This is a genomic window from Porphyromonas pasteri, assembly GCF_014647755.1.
Taxonomy (GTDB): domain Bacteria; phylum Bacteroidota; class Bacteroidia; order Bacteroidales; family Porphyromonadaceae; genus Porphyromonas; species Porphyromonas pasteri.
The window spans coordinates 699,309-714,962 of sequence record NZ_BMPU01000001.1; the positions used below are offsets into that span (position 1 = coordinate 699,309).

At 57.6% G+C, this 15,654-nt stretch carries 8 protein-coding genes; 7 read left to right on the forward strand and 1 reads right to left on the reverse strand.

Going from position 1 to position 15,654, the window contains the following annotated elements:
- Positions 1-24: 24 nt before the first annotated feature.
- Positions 25-2,430 carry a TonB-dependent receptor family protein gene (locus IEX77_RS02735; protein ID WP_229770777.1) on the reverse strand — a complete coding sequence of 802 codons (2,406 nt, stop codon included), beginning with the start codon at positions 2,428-2,430 and terminating at the stop codon, positions 25-27.
- A gap of 748 nt (positions 2,431-3,178) precedes the next feature.
- Between IEX77_RS02735 and IEX77_RS02740 the strand changes: the two genes are divergently transcribed.
- The 7 genes from IEX77_RS02740 to IEX77_RS02770 all read left to right on the forward strand — a co-directional run bounded on the left by IEX77_RS02740 (position 3,179) and on the right by IEX77_RS02770 (position 14,972).
- Positions 3,179-4,486 carry a lipoprotein N-acyltransferase Lnb domain-containing protein gene (locus tag IEX77_RS02740; RefSeq protein ID WP_188807591.1) on the forward strand — a complete coding sequence of 436 codons (1,308 nt, stop codon included), beginning with the start codon at positions 3,179-3,181 and terminating at the stop codon, positions 4,484-4,486.
- Positions 4,458-6,038 carry an alkaline phosphatase family protein gene (locus IEX77_RS02745; RefSeq protein WP_229770778.1) on the forward strand — a complete coding sequence of 527 codons (1,581 nt, stop codon included), beginning with the start codon at positions 4,458-4,460 and terminating at the stop codon, positions 6,036-6,038. Before IEX77_RS02740 ends, IEX77_RS02745 begins: the two co-directional genes overlap by 29 nt.
- A 136-nt stretch (positions 6,039-6,174) precedes the next feature.
- Complete coding sequence (secA, locus tag IEX77_RS02750; protein WP_188807592.1) at positions 6,175-9,477, forward strand: preprotein translocase subunit SecA; 3,303 nt, start codon at positions 6,175-6,177, stop codon at positions 9,475-9,477.
- A gap of 197 nt (positions 9,478-9,674) precedes the next feature.
- On the forward strand, positions 9,675-11,033 hold the full coding sequence (gene lpdA, locus IEX77_RS02755) for a dihydrolipoyl dehydrogenase (RefSeq protein WP_188807593.1): 1,359 nt from the start codon (positions 9,675-9,677) through the stop codon (positions 11,031-11,033).
- Positions 11,034-11,087: 54 nt separating this feature from the next.
- The gene (locus IEX77_RS02760) at positions 11,088-12,395 is read left to right on the forward strand and encodes a dihydrolipoamide acetyltransferase family protein (RefSeq protein ID WP_188807594.1); all 1,308 of its coding nucleotides are present in this window, start codon (positions 11,088-11,090) and stop codon (positions 12,393-12,395) included.
- Positions 12,396-12,397: 2 nt separating this feature from the next.
- Entirely contained in the window at positions 12,398-14,443 is a 2,046-nt protein-coding gene (locus IEX77_RS02765; protein WP_188807595.1) for an alpha-ketoacid dehydrogenase subunit alpha/beta, read from the forward strand.
- A gap of 19 nt (positions 14,444-14,462) precedes the next feature.
- A complete protein-coding gene (locus IEX77_RS02770) occupies positions 14,463-14,972 on the forward strand; it encodes a flavodoxin (protein WP_188807596.1) in 510 nt (169 codons plus the stop codon).
- Positions 14,973-15,654 lie beyond the last annotated feature (682 nt).

Sequence of the window (15,654 nt, forward strand, 5' to 3'; positions counted from 1 at the left end):
GACCCAAGAGCGGGAGGCGGGGCACTACATACGGGAGCGGAGCTCTTGGGCACTCTTGCGCTCGGACTTGCCTCGGATAGGAGCACCGAAGGAGTAGGTCACACCGAGGTTGAGGGTGAGTGCACTATTCTCGTTGTTGGCATACATCTCATAGTCGGGAGTCGTGATATTCAGACGGAGATTATTGCGGAGGAGGTTGTAGGCGTCGAGAGCGAAGCGAAGCTTCCCTTGGAGGAGCGTGTAGGATAGGCCCGCTCCGCCAGAGATGACGTGCCCCATATGGAAGCCTCCATCGTAGCCAGGTGTCCGATAGTAGAAGGAACAGGTCCCCTGGAAGGTCTTACTGCGGTTGAAGAAGAAGGTATTGTTGAGGCTGACATGATAGCTCAAGCCTGCTCCCCCGTAGAGCGAAGTGGACTCAGGGCCGATCTTCATATCAGAGTACCAGAGACGCTGGGAGATGTAGGTCTGGAAGAAGCTGACCTTATTGAAGAAGAAGCTATTCTCCAGGCCGAAGGTCCAGGTCTTCTCGGCATTGTCATGCGTGATGCTCCCTTGATTCGTCACGGGATCGAGGCGGATGACCTGTGTGATACCATCCCAGAGATAGCCACCGTCGAGCTGGAAGTTCAGTGCCCCAAGGAAGGTGTAGCCGAGAGCAAGCTGGGCACGCTTAGCAGCACGCAGATCTTCTTTCCCTCGCATGATGCTGTACTGGTTCTCATAGCTGGCAAACGGCGAGAGTTGGCCGAAGTGGGGGCGATTGAGGCGGACAGTACCATTGAGGCTGAAGGCATGGCGGTCGTTGGGGTTGTAGCCTAAGAAGAGCGTGGGGAAGACGTTGAGATAGCTCTTGAGGTGCTCCAGACGACGGCCGTTGTTTTCGCCTGCCGTATGGGTGTACTCCATACGAAGACCCGTGCGGAGATCCCACTTGTCGGAGAGCGGATGCTTGAAGTCAGCATAGAGCGCATAGACATGTTCGTCGAAGGTGATCTTGTCGTGACGCTCACCCATGGAGCTCTTGGCATCGTAGTCGCTTCGGTTGGTGGTGCGGGTCCACGTCCCCTTAGCCCCAAAGCCCAGCGTCCCCTTACCAAGCGGCTCAGTATAGTCCAGGCTCGTGATGTAGGAGTCGGTGTGCTGATCGGTCAGAGCATCGAAGTGGAAGTCCGACCCTGGGATGGAAGTACCATTAGGCATCAAGCCACGGGAGGTGAAGTTGCGCCCCTCTTGGCTTCGATAGCCTACATAGTCGGCATCCCACGAGAGACGACGCTTGGGAGCGGACTTGAAGCTCTTCTCAAGGTGAACATTCGCCGTAGTGTATTGGCTCTTGTCCGTCTCGTCGGCCACACCAGGGAGCAGGCGTAGGAGTTCACGCTCACCACTGGGGAGGATGCGATAGTCTCGGCTATCATTCTCCCGTCGAGAATTTTCCTTCTCTGGGCTGTAGGATATGCTCGCCCCCATAGAGAGCTCTGGGGTGAAGGCATAGTCTAGCCCCGCACGAAAGTTGAAGTAAGGGCCCTGCCCCGAGTAGGCGGTCTCACTCGAATGGAAAGTACCCTGCTTGGGATAGGTGCGGTAGGAATCTAGGCGACCATCATAGCCTGAAGAGCCTCCTCCGAGCTGGAGAGAAGCGGTGACCTTGTCCTTCTTGTAGTTGAGGTTGGAAGTGAGGCTATACAGGACCTTATCCTTACGAAGTCTGAAGCGAGGAGCGATACTTCCTCCGAAGAAATCGTTCTTAGCCTTCTTGAGGATGATGTTCAGCACACCGGCATTCCCCTCGGCTTCGTACTTAGCGGGCGGGGTGGTGAGTATCTGGATCTCCTGGAGGTCAGACTGCGGATAGGAGCGGAGGAGGCTGATCAGAGCAGAGCCCGAGAGACGTACCCGCTTGTCGTTGATGAGGACGATCACCCCGCCCTTGCCGATGAGGCTGATGCCGCCGTCGGAGACGTTCACCCCAGGGGTCTGGCGCAGGACATCCAGAGCCGAGCTGGCAGCGGGAGCGATCTGCGTAGCGTCGAAGACCATACGGTCGGCCTTGCGGAGCATGATGGGGCGGCGCCCTGTGACTTGGACAGCGGAGAGCTGCTTCGTCTCCTCGGTGAGGAGGAGTTCGCCGAGGTCAAGTGCACCAGCGATGGTGAGCGTCTGATGATAGGGTCGGTAGCCCAGCGCACGCACCTCGAGGAGGAAGGTGCCCTCGGGAGCCTCCAAGCGGAAAGCCCCATGCTCGTCGCTGGTCGTCCCCACGACGAGGCTACTATCAGCGGGATGGCGCAGGAGGACGTTAGCAAAGTCCACGGGCGTGCGGTCGGTCGTCTTCTTTAAGGTGCCCTGTACAGCGACGGTCGTCTGCGCAAGAAGGCTACCAGAAGATAGCGCAAAGGCGACTAAGAGCAAGTGAATGTGTTTCATTTCAAGGAGTGCGGTGCTAATGGAAGTGGTACCGAAAGGTAGTGATTTTTCAGAAAAACAGCACCATGAATGCCTGCGACACACCGCAATTATACAGTCCTCTCCCCTCCCTCCTGCAGTAGACGAGCGGGCGACAGTAGAGCTGCCTGAGCGAGGGAGATCCCATGGGTGAGATCGCATAGGATAGCCCAGCTCCCCGATATACCCCTCCGAAGTGACCGAGCAAGTCCTTTGACTTATCGCAAGTATTCCTCTTATCCAGCGCAGGGAAAAGTGTCCTTCTCGTGAAGAAAAAAGCGCTTTCACGTAGTGGTTTTTCTCTATCTATGTACGTAGTCTTAAAGACCAGGCACGCAAATCCAAATATCCACGTACGTAGATATTAGGGCCACGTACGTAGCCCAAACTTTTCTACCACTCGTCCGCAACTTTTATCCCTACACGGAGCAACAACCTAATACAGGAATCAAGAGAAAGCTATATAGCTCTACCCACGTACTCATATAGGTCAGCCCTTCGACCAATATAGGCTCACACCATCCCTCCGACAAGGAGCATATCCACCCATACCTCCTCCCCCGAGAAATCACAGCGAAGACGAGGCGCTTACGAAGGGAAAAAGCCCCCGTCTGCTCTGTGGGGAAGGCCTGACCCAAGAGAGCATACAGACTTTTAGTATCTTTGTCCTATCTGATCAGATTCGATGCAAGCTATAGGCCAGCTACACCATATATATAAGACCCTTGGTATGACCTACCGCCTCCTCCTCGTGGCGGTAGTGTGTCTGTGTGCCTATATGACGGGTGTCGCTGAGACGCCTCAGCCCCAGCAAGACAAGACCTTCGGCCTCCCCCTCACCCTCTCACAGAGCGCTCAGATTAGCTATCTGGCAGCCCAGCCCAGCGCCGAAGACTCCTACACCCTCTACGGCCATGCAGGCCTACGCGTATGGGATGCAGAGCAGGGGATCGATGTGACCTTCAACTACGGTATCTTCAACTTTACCGACGACTTCTCTCTGCGCTTCACTCAGGGCAAGACCGACTACATCGTCCTGCCCATAGCGACCAGTGACTACATGAGCGAGTATCAGAGCCGTGGTGTCATCCGCGAGCTGGTGCTCAATACCGACAGCGCGCAGCGTGCCCATCTCTGGCGACTCCTCATCGAGAATGCACAGCCCGAGAACCGCACGTACCGATACAATGCCTTCCGCAACAACTGCAGTACGCGCCCGCTGGATCTCTACTTCGCGACCTTGACGGACTTCGGCAAGCTCGACGAGCGCGGGAGTCAGCTGACCTTCGTGCTGGACAGCGTGCCTGGCATCACGCCACTCCCCGACAAGACTTGGCGTGAGGCGATCAACGAGCTGGAGGCCTCCTCCCCCTGGCTGGTACTGGGGACAGATCTCGCGATGGGCCCCGAGCTGGATGAGAAGATGAGCATCCGCGACCGCTTCTTCATCCCCATGGAGGCCGCACGCCTGCTCCCCCACCTCGCTATGGGCATCGTCACCCCTGACCAAGAGATCTGGGGACGCCCCGTCCAGCAGACGCTGGAGTATGGCGAGCCCCGCCCTATCGCACCCGCAGGCCTCAGCGTGACCCATCCCCTCGTCATCTTCTCCCTCATCCTCCTGCTCTCTATCGGGGTCTTCATCTGGCGCTGGCTCAGAAAGCCCGTCGCTGGAGTCATCGAATTCAGCCTCTATCTCGCAGCAGGCCTCGGGGGGACACTCCTCTGCTACCTCAGCTTCATCTCTGAGCACCCGATGGTATCGCCGAACTTCAATCTCCTCGCGCTCCATCCGCTCTACCTCATCATAGCACTCCTGATGCCCGCTGGGCAGCGTACACGCCGTGTGCGCACCGTCCTGCATGCCGTCTGTCTCGTGCTACTCATCGCCTTCCCCATCGCGAGCCTCATCGCAGGGCAGGTGATCAACCCGAGCGTCTATCTGATCGCTCTCAGCCTCGGCCTCCTTTCGCTGGGGCGTCTCCTTCACAAGCCTATATCTCATAAGTATGTCCAAGAGCCCACTGGAGCAGCGTAGCATGCGCTACCTACTGACCTCACTGCTGGCCCTTGTGGCACTCCAGCAGCCGCTACAGGCGGGGGACCTCCCTCGTGTAGTCGTCTATATCACCATCGAGGATCTCCGTGGTGACTACCTCGAGCAGCTACGCCCCCTCTTTACTGAGGACGGCTTAGGCCGAATGCTCTCCGAGGGGAAGATCTACCCACATGTCCGCTTCCCTCTGGCGGAGCTGGACCGCGCCTCTGCCACGGCCACCCTGCATACGGGAGCCTATCCCCAGACGCATGGCATCGAGCGCACGACACTCTGGAGCAAGAAAGAGCATGCCTGGCGCTCGGTCTTCCATGATCCCAGCGTCACGGGGAGCTATACCCGCGACACCTATTCTCCCAAGGCACTCTTAGTCAATACCCTTGGCGACCGAATCAAAGAGGCCTCCTCGGGAGCAGGCTTGGTCTATGCCATCGCCTCGGACGCCGAGACCGCTATCGCCTCGGGCGGGTGGTTTGCCAACGGGGCCTTCTGGCTCGACAGCAAGATCGCCTCATGGGCCAGCTCGAGCTACTACGAGGGGATGCCCAAGAGCCTCGAGGCCTACAACCGCTCCGCCGAAGGGCCTAATAAGCGCCTCGTCGGTGGGCAGATGGCATGGAGTCCACTCCGTAGCTATAGCTCACCCTCTCGCACCTGGTCCGACTGGGGTGGTCGCTTCACGCACCGCTATCAGGGACATCAAGCAGCGGACTTCAAGCGCAGCGCTCTGGCCAACGAAGAGGTCACGAGCCTTGCACTACGTCTACTCGACCAAGGGGGCTATGCCGAGAGCAAGTCGCCTGGCATGCTGGCCCTCTCCTACAGCCTTGACGTCGCACCACGCGAAGCTCAGGGTGAGCTGACCAGCGAAGAGGTAGACGCCTACGTACGACTTGACAAGAATATCCAAGCCCTCCTGCAGGAGCTACGTCGTAAGTTCGGCGAAGGCAACTACCTGCTCGCCCTCTCGGGTACGGGCTATACCCACTATCGCCGTCCACGCCTTCGTGGTGCTGAGGCCCGCTACGGGCAGTTCAGTGCGAAGAAAGGTGCAGCACTGCTCAACCTCTATCTCTCCGCCCTCTACGGTCAGGGGAGCTGGGTAGAGCGCCTCGCCGATGGACGCGTGTACCTCAATAGGAAGCTCGCTGAGACGAAGCGTATCGCACTCTCCGAGCTCCAGGATAAGTCGGCCGCCTTCCTCGAGGAGATGGAGGGCATCGGTATGGCTGTCGCTGGCGAGCGTCTGGTCACCCAGTCCTCTCTGAGCGATGCGGCCCGAGCGCTTCGCCGCTCGATCCACGTCCGCCATATGGCCGACGTCTACTGGACCCTCACACCCGGATGGGAGGTCGAGGATCCTGCAGACAGCCCCAACCTGTGGCTTCACTCCACAGCCATCAGCAGTCCCTGCATCCTCCTCGGAGCAGGTATCACGGCACGCGACTTCGACTACCCTATCGTCGAAGCCTCCGACGTAGCCAAGGCCATCGCCTACGTCCTCCGCATCCGCCCACCGAACGCCGCACGATAGCGCACCCCGAGTATAGGGTCTCCGATGCCACATCGCCCTATACATTATTATATATGTAGGGAGTACCCTTCCCCGCTATCACAGCACTAAGGAAGCCCTCCCACTCCATCATACAAGAAGAAATAAAACAAGATATATGGGATTCATAGACCTATTGTCGAAGCTATTCGGCAACAAATCACAGCGTGACCTCAAGGAGATCACGCCTTGGGTAGAGCGCGTCAAGGCCGTCTACCCCGAGATCGATGCACTGTCTGACGACGACCTGCGTGCCCGCACCGCCTCGCTCCGTCAGCGTATCAGCGACTACGTAGCCAGCGAACGTGCTGAGGTAGAAGAGCTCAAGGCCAGCGTCGAAGGCAAGGAGCTCGATGAGCGTGAAGCTATCTGGGCCAAGGTAGACAAGCTCGAGAAGGAGATCCTCGACAAGCTCGAGATCGTCCTCGACGAAGTCCACCCCGAGGCCTTCGCTATCGTCAAGAGCACGGGTCGCCGCTTCGCAGAGAACGCCGAGATCCGCGTCAAGGCTACGGACTTCGACCGCGACCTCAGCGTCAGCCACGACTTCGTCCGCATCGAGGATGATATGGCTATCTATCAGAACCACTGGCTCGCTGGTGGCAATGAGATCACCTGGGACATGGTGCACTACGACGTGCAGCTCTTCGGGGGTACCGTCCTGCACAAGGGTAAGATCGCCGAGATGGCTACGGGGGAAGGTAAGACCCTCGTCGCTACGCTCCCTGTCTTCCTCAATGCCCTCACGGGTAATGGTGTCCACGTCGTCACGGTGAATGACTACCTCTCCAAGCGTGACTCGGAGTGGATGGGCCCACTGTACATGTTCCACGGCCTCAGCGTAGACTGTATCGACAAGCACCGCCCCAATACCCCTGAGCGTCGTGCAGCATACAACGCTGACATCACCTTCGGGACGAACAATGAGTTCGGCTTCGACTACCTGCGCGATAATATGGCTACCAGCCCCGAAGACCTCGTGCAGCGCCGTCACAACTATGCTATCGTCGACGAAGTGGACTCCGTCCTCATCGACGATGCCCGTACGCCTCTCATCATCTCAGGCCCTGTGCCCAAGGGTGACGATCAGCTCTTCGAGCAGTTCCTCCCCAACGTAGAGACCGTCGTCGATGCGCAGCGCAAGCTCTGCCAGCAGCTCCTCATCGACGCGAAGAAAAAGATCTCTTCGTCAGACAAGAAGGAGCAGGAAGAAGGCTTCTTCCTCCTCTTCCGCACCTACAAGGGTATGCCTAAGAGCAAGCCCCTCATCAAGTACCTCAGCGAACCTGGTATCAAGGCCGGTATGCTCAAGGTCGAGGAAGAGTATATGGCCGACAACATGCGCCAGATGCACCTCGTCACCGATGAGCTTTACTTCGTCATCGACGAGAAGCACAATAGCATAGAGCTCTCCGACAAGGGTATCGACCTCCTGACGCGCGGTACGGATGACCCCACCTTCTTCATCCTCCCCGATATCGCCAGCCTCCTGGCTGACCTGTCGAACCAAGGTCTCTCCCCCGAGGAGCTCGCCGAGCGCAAGGAAGCCCTCCTCTCTGACTATGCCATCAAGAGCGAGCGCGTGCACACCGTGAACCAGCTCCTCAAGGCCTATGCCCTCTTCGAGAAGGATGACCAGTATGTCGTCATGGACAACAAGGTCATGATCGTCGACGAGCAGACAGGGCGTATCATGGACGGTCGCCGCTACTCCGACGGCCTGCACCAGGCTATCGAAGCTAAGGAGCGCGTCCACGTCGAGGCTGCTACCCAGACCTTCGCCACCATCACACTGCAGAACTACTTCCGTATGTACCACAAGCTCTCTGGTATGACGGGTACGGCAGAGACCGAGGCAGGCGAACTCTGGGACATCTACAAGCTCGACGTCGTCGTCATCCCCACAAACCGCCCCATCGCTCGCCATGACCTCAACGACCGTATCTACAAGACGGCCCGTGAGAAGTATGCAGCAGTCATCGAGGAGATCGTACGCCTCGTAGGCGAAGGCCGCCCCGTACTCGTCGGGACGACCTCAGTGGAGATCTCGCAGCTCCTAAGCAAGATGCTTGACCTGCGCAAGATCCCCCACAACGTCCTCAACGCTAAGCTCCACCAGAAGGAAGCTGAGATCGTAGCTCAGGCAGGTAAGCCCGGCGTCGTCACCATCGCCACCAACATGGCTGGTCGTGGTACCGACATCAAGCTGACGCCCGAGGTCAAGGCAGCCGGTGGTCTCGCGATCCTCGGTACCGAGCGTCACGAGTCTCGCCGTGTCGACCGCCAGCTCCGTGGTCGTGCAGGTCGTCAGGGTGACCCAGGTTCATCCGTCTTCTTCGTATCGCTCGAAGACCACCTGATGCGCCTCTTCGCCTCAGACCGCCTTGCCGCTATGATGGACAAGATGGGCTTCGAGGAAGGTGAAGTACTCGAGCACAGCATGCTCAACAAGGCCGTCGAGCGTGCCCAGAAGAAGGTCGAGGAAAACAACTTCGGTATCCGTAAGCGCCTCCTCGAGTACGATGACGTGATGAACTCCCAGCGTGAGGTCATCTACAAGCGCCGTCGCCACGCCCTCATGGGTGAGCGTATCGAGATGGACGTCATGAACACGCTCTACGATGCAGGGCGCCTGCTCATCGACACGCACCAGCCTGCCGAAGACTTCGAGGGCTTCACGACGGACATTATGCGTACTTTCGCTATGGAGTCTCCCTTCGACGAGCAGACCTTCCGCCGCACCAAGGCTGATGACCTCGCCGACCAGCTCTACGAAGCGGTAGAATCGACCTTCATGGCTCGTGCTAAGCAGATCGCCGATATCGCTTATCCTACGCTTCATCAGGTCTTCACCGAGCAGGGTCACGTCTATGAGCGCATCATGATCCCTCTGACCGACGGACGTATGGCCTACAACGTCAGCTGCAACCTCCGCGAAGCAGATGAGAGTGAAGGTCGCACGATCATGCGTGAGTTTGAGAAGGCTATCGTCCTGCACATCATCGACGAAGCTTGGAAGGAGCACCTGCGTGAGATGGATGAGCTGCGTAACTCTGTGCAGAACGCCAGCTACGAAAACAAGGACCCTCTCCTCGTCTACAAGCTCGAGTCCTACGAGCTCTTCCGTGCGATGATCGAAGACATGAACCGCAAGACGGCCTCCGTCCTCATGCGTGTCCGACTCAACATCGCTCCTCCCGAGGAAGAAGCTCCCCGTCAGGTAGAGATCCGCGAAGCCGCCCCTGAGGTACAGCGCCCTGCGCCCCAGTACCACGAGCAGCGTCACGAAGTCGGTAGCCCCGAGGACCGCGAAGAGCAGCGCCGTACGCCTGCTCAGGCAGCCCACACGATCGGCCGCAACGACCTCTGTCCCTGCGGTAGCGGTAAGAAGTTCAAGCACTGCCACGGCAAGGGCTTCTAAGCACTAAGGTCCCTACACCTTATATATAAGCTCGCCCCCAGCTCCCGATCGGGAGTTGTGGGCGAGCTTCTTTTTTGAGGCATTCCCCACTCATCTCTAAGTGCTATTCGTGCCTTGTGAGTAAAGCTTGTTGATAGTGTACGACGAAAAAACGTATCTTTGGAATGCTTTGTACACACACAAAAAGGACAATTAGAATGAAGAACTTCGACATAGCCATCATCGGTGGCGGTCCTGCTGGCTACAATGCCGCAGCGAATGCTTCAGCCAACGGCCTTCAAGTAGTACTCTTTGAACACACAGCCCTCGGAGGCGTCTGCCTCAATGAAGGGTGCATACCAACGAAGACCCTACTCCACTCGGCCAACCTCCTCGACGAAATGCGCGAAAGCGCTGCTTATGGTATCCATGTAGAGGGAGCTATCTCCGCCAACTATGCAGAGATCGTTGCCCGCAAGGATAAGATCGTCAAGACCCTTACCGGAGGTGTCTCCTACAAGCTCAAGGGTGCTGGTGTCACGGTCGTCTCCAAGACTGCTCGCCTCACGGGCGAAGAGGGAGATCGTATCTTAGTCGCTACAGACGACGAGACCTATGCCGTGAGCTACGTCCTCCTTGCTACTGGTAGTGAGACTGCCATCCCTCCCATCCCTGGCCTCAGCGAAGTCGGCTACTGGACGAGCCGCGAGGCCCTCAGTGCCACGACACTCCCCAAGGACATCACGATCATCGGTGGTGGTGTCATCGGTATGGAGTTCGCTGGTATCTATACCTCCCTCGGTGTACCCGTACGTGTCATCGAGATGGCTCCCGAGATCCTCGGCGCTATGGACAGCGAGACCTCGGGCATGCTTCGCAAGGAGTATGCACGACGTGGTATTCAGTTCTACCTCGAGACGAAGGTCACAGCAGTATCTGCTGAGGGCGTAAGCATCGAGACGAAGGACGGGAAGACCGAAGTCCTCCCCACCTCGCAGATCCTTCTGAGCGTCGGCCGTCGTCCCGTGACGGATGGCTTAGGCCTTGAGACACTCTCTATCCAGATGAACCGCGCAGCCGTAGTGGTGAACGAGTACATGCAGACCTCCCACCCCCGCGTCTATGCCGCTGGTGATATCACAGGCTTCTCTATGCTCGCTCATACCGCTATCCGTGAGGGTGAGGTCGCTATCAACCATATCGTAGGTGGTAGTGATGACCGTATGCGCTACGACTCTGTACCTGCTGTCGTCTACATGCACCCCGAGATCGCTGGTGTCGGAGCTACCGAAGAGAAGCTCCGTGCCGAAGGCCGCTACTACCGCGTGCTCAAGCTCCCCATGGCCTATGCAGGACGCTACGTCGTAGAGAACGAGCAAGCCCCTGGGCTGTGTAAGGTCCTGGTCGACGAGAATGACACCATCCTCGGCTGCCACATCTTAGGGAATCCCGCATCGGAGCTCATCCTCCTGGCTGGTATTGCCGTCACCGACCGCTCCAGCATCGAGGACTTCCGACGCCACATCTTCCCTCACCCCACAGCAGGGGAGATCCTCCACGAGGTCCTCTTCTCCTAAGAGCTACCTACCCACTCCATAGATATAATAGACACATCATATAAGCTAAATCTCATGGCGACATTCGATATCAAAATGCCCAAGATGGGCGAGAGCGTAACCGAGTGTACGATCACCGTCCTCAACGTGAAGGTAGGGGACTACATCGAGGAGGACACAGACCTCTTCGAGATCACTTCTGCCAAGACGGCCGCTACGATCCCCTCCCCCGTAGCTGGTACGATCGTCAAGATCAACTATGCCGAAGGCGACACCGTCGCTGTCGGTGAGCCCGTCATCATCGTCGACACTTCGGGTCAGGCAGTAGCTCCTGCCACCCCAGCACCCGCAGCTGAGAAGGAAGCACCTGCTCCTGCCGCTGCCCCCACCCCATCCATTCCCGTCACCGATGTTCATCGTGGCACGGTAGAGCGCTGGTACTCACCAGTCGTCCTCGAGCGTGCTAAGGCCGCTAAGGTAAGTCAGGAAGAGCTGGACAAGATCCAAGGCACAGGCTTTGGCGGTCGCGTCAGCAAGGCCGACATCGTCCGCTACATCGAGCAGAAGAAGGGTGCACCCGCTCCTACTCCACGTGCAGAGCGCGCTGCAGCTCCTGCTCCCGCATCCGCATCCGCCGCTCGTCCTCAGGTCGCAGCTCCCGCTGTGCCCGTAGGTCCCGATGACCGCGTGATCCCTATGGATCCTATCCGCCGTATCATCGCTGACCGCATGGTACAGTCGGTACAGGTAGCTCCTCACGTGACAAGCTTCCTCAAGGCCGATATCACAGATCTGGTAAAGTGGCGCGAAGCAGAGAAGGACAACTTCAAGAAGCGCGAAGGCTACTCACTGACGTACATGTCTCCCATCATCGAAGCGGTAGCCCGTGCACTGAAGGACTTCCCCCGCATCAATGCAGCTGTCGATGGGTACAACATCATCGAGCGTAAGCACGTCAACGTCGGTATGGCTGTAGCCCTGCCCGATGGCAATCTCGTCGTACCCGTCATCCGTGATGCCGACAAGCTGAGCCTTGCAGGTATCGCTGAGCAGGTAGCTCGCCTTGCAGACAAGAGCCGCAAGGGCCAGCTCACGCCAGACGAAATGTCCGGCGGCACGTTCACGATCTCGAACTACGGCTCCTCGGGCACGCTCTTCGGTACGCCGATCATCAACCAGCCTGAGTCCGCTATCCTCGGTATCGGGGCTATCGAAAAGGAACCCACGATCCTCGAGACACCTGCTGGTGACGTCATCGCCGTCCGCCACAAGATCTATCTCTCCTTCTCCTATGACCACCGTATCATCGATGGTATGCTCGGCGGCGCCTTCCTGCAGGCTGTAGCACGCTACCTCGAAGAATGGAAGACTAACAACGCATAACCATGAGCTCAGTAAAGAAGATATATGGGATCAAGACCACCGACAAGGAGACCCTTCGTCGCTGGTACTACCTCCTCTACCTCGGCCGCTGCCTTGATGAAAAGGCGCCCAGCTACCTGCTACAGTCTATCGGGTGGCAGTTCCACGCCTCCAACGCTGGCCACGATGGTATCCAGCTCGCTATCGGACAGATCTTCCAGCGAGGCAAGGACCATCTCTTCCTCTACTACCGTGACCTGCTGGCAGCCCTGTCGGCTGGTATGACGGTCGAGGAGATGATCCTCAATGGTATCTCTAAGGCTACCGACCCCACGAGTGGTGGCCGACACATGTCTGACCACTACGCTAAGGTCGAATGGGGTATCCACAACATCTCCTCCTGCGTCGCTGCACATGACTCTCAGGCTGTAGGTCTGGCACGTGCTCTCGACTACTATGGCGTAGACGGTGTGGCTATCGCTTCGCACGGGGAATCCTCCGCTTCCGAAGGCTACGTCTTCGAAGCCATCAACGGTGCAGCACGTGAGCGCCTCCCAGTCATCTTCGTCCTCCAGGGCAATGGCTATGGCATCTCCGTGCCTACGCACGAGCAGACGGCTAACCCACGCGTCGGGCAGAACTACGCTGGTATCCGCCATCTCAAGGTCCTCTTCTGCAATGGTAAGGACGTCTTCGACTCCATGAACACCATGGAGGCTGCACGTGAGTACGCTGTCAAGCACCGCACGCCTGTCGTCGTCACGGCAGACTGCGTACGTATCGGCGCACACTCCAACTCGGATAAGCACACGCTCTACCGCAGCGAAGAAGAGCTGCAGCGCGCTCAGGCAGCAGACCCGCTGCCTAAGTTCCGCCGTATGCTCCTGCGCTACCATCGCTTCACCGAAGAAGAGCTACAGGCTATCGAAGCAGAAGCACGCGAAGAGCTGAAGGTCGCTAACCGCAATGCCCTCAAGGCACCAGATCCCACGGCTGATACAGTCATGGAGTACGTCATCGGCGAGGCTTACCCTGGCGACAAGTACGGCACGGGTATCCCCGATGGTTCGGGCGAACAGCTGACGCTCGTGCAGGCTATCAACAAGACCCTCAAGCAGGAGTTCCGTCACAATCCCGACACCTTCCTCTGGGGTCAGGACGTCGCTAACAAGGATAAGGGTGGCGTCTTCAACGTGACGAAGGGCATGCTTCAGGAGTTCGGCAACAAGCGTATCTTCAACGCTCCTATCGCTGAAGACTACATCGTAGGTACGGCGAACGGTATGAGCCGCTTCAGCGACAAGATCCGTATCGTCATCGAAGGGGCTGAGTTCTCCGACTACTTCTGGCCTGCTATGGAGCAGTTCGTGAACTCCACGCACGACTTCTGGCGCAGCAATGGGCAGTACTCTCCCAATATCACCATCCGCCTCTCTACGGGTGGCTATATCCAAGGTGGTCTGTACCACTCACAGAGTGTCGAAGGTGTCCTGACAACCTTCCCTGGTGCTCGCGTAGTTTATCCTTGCTTCTCGGACGACGCTGCTGGGCTTCTCCGTACGGCGATGCGCTCACGCGGTGTCACGGTCTTCCTCGAGCCCAAGGCACAGTACAATAGTGCTGAGTCTGCCTCCGTCATCCCCGAAGACTTCGAAGTTCCCTTCGGCAAGGCACGTATCCGCCGCGAAGGGACGGATGCTACGCTCATCACCTACGGAAATACGCTCCACTTCGCTCTCAATGTCGCTGAGCGCATCCAGAAAGACCTCGGCAAGAGCATCGAAGTCATCGACCTTCGCTCGCTCGTACCCTGGGATGAAGAGACCGTCTATGCCTCTATCCGCAAGACGTCCAAGGCGCTCATCGTACACGAAGACCGCGTCTTCGGTGGCTTCGGTGCAGAGCTCGCGGCTTCGATCGCCAAGAAGGCCTTCCGTGATCTGGATGCCCCCATCTTCCGTGTCGGGGCACTCTCCACGCCCGTAGGCTTCCACAAGTGCTTTGAGCTGACGACCCTGCCCAGCGAAGACAAGATCTACGCCGCAGCTAAGGAGCTCATCGAATACTAACCCCAAAAGCAACGACAATATGAAGACTATAGGACTGCTCTACAGCAAGAGCACAGCCTACACCGCCGAGCTGGGAGAGCGTATCGCTGCAGCCTGGGGGAAAGGGATCGAATATGTAGACATCGACACGGCGCATCTGGCTGACGTCGAGAAGCACGCAGCTCTCATCCTCGGTACGCCTACCTACTTCAACGGCGAGCTACCTTCGGCTTGGGACGAATTCCTTCCCGAGATCGAGGACGCTGACTTCTCCGGCAAGCTCGTAGCTATCTACGGCCCCGGCAATCAGGTAGAGACCCCCGTCAGCTTTGCTGATGGCGTGGGTATCCTCGCCAGGTACTTCGAAGAGCTGGGTGCTGAAGTCGTCGGCCGCACGTCGCGCGAAGGCTACGAGTACGAGCATTCACTCGCCGAGTGCGGTGATCAGTTCGTCGGCCTCATCGTCGATCCCACGAATCAGCCTGAGCTTACCGACGCCCGCCTCACCGCTTGGATCAAGCAGGTCAAGAAGGAATTTGGCGTAAAGTAAGGCGCACGTAGAGGCCACGCCTCTATTTGCTATCCATCGCAAGTCCGCCCCCTCAGCGCGCCCACGACAGTGGTGCAGCGTCTGAGGGGGCGGACTTTTCTATTCGGACCTATTGAGCTCAGCGAGCGAAGGGGCTTGTTGCACGGCGAAAAGTAGCCGTGCCGAGCGAGCAAAAGGAACGTGATCCCTCCTCTCACCATCGCTACTGCACGGACGGAACTACTGAAGTCGGCGAGAAAAGGTGCTTGACTTCGTGCGCTTTCCTCCTTGAGTTCGCAGCAGAAAATACGGTTAACTTCAAAAAATCAACCGTATGAATGTGCACATTTATACGTATCAACCTACGAATTTATACGTATTAATCTTCAGATTTATACGTATTAATCGCCGAAATAATACGTATTAATTCCCACATTAATACGTATAAATTGCCACAAAGCTACTTAAGAATCGTCGGCTTCTTCCTTATGAAGATGCACGAACTTCAGGAAGAAACTTCACCCACGTAAGCTGGTTCCCTCGGCATCTTCCTTATGAATGCACACGAACTTCAAGAAGTGACTTCGCCCACGTAAGCTGCTTTCCTCGGTTAGTTGAGGTGTTTCGGTTAAGACAGCACCGCAGTCAAGGCACCTTCCACCCCATGGGAGGCGCTGCGCGAGATCGTCGTCCATGCCCATGC

Coding starts and splice junctions, on each gene's coding strand:
- IEX77_RS02770 (WP_188807596.1), top strand. CDS start 14,463: ATGAAGACTATAGGACTGCTCTACAGCAAGAGCACAGCCTACACCGCC.
- lpdA (WP_188807593.1), top strand. CDS start 9,675: ATGAAGAACTTCGACATAGCCATCATCGGTGGCGGTCCTGCTGGCTAC.
- IEX77_RS02760 (WP_188807594.1), top strand. CDS start 11,088: ATGGCGACATTCGATATCAAAATGCCCAAGATGGGCGAGAGCGTAACC.
- IEX77_RS02765 (WP_188807595.1), top strand. CDS start 12,398: ATGAGCTCAGTAAAGAAGATATATGGGATCAAGACCACCGACAAGGAG.
- IEX77_RS02735 (WP_229770777.1), bottom strand. CDS start 2,430: ATGAAACACATTCACTTGCTCTTAGTCGCCTTTGCGCTATCTTCTGGT.
- IEX77_RS02745 (WP_229770778.1), top strand. CDS start 4,458: ATGTCCAAGAGCCCACTGGAGCAGCGTAGCATGCGCTACCTACTGACC.
- secA (WP_188807592.1), top strand. CDS start 6,175: ATGGGATTCATAGACCTATTGTCGAAGCTATTCGGCAACAAATCACAG.
- IEX77_RS02740 (WP_188807591.1), top strand. CDS start 3,179: ATGACCTACCGCCTCCTCCTCGTGGCGGTAGTGTGTCTGTGTGCCTAT.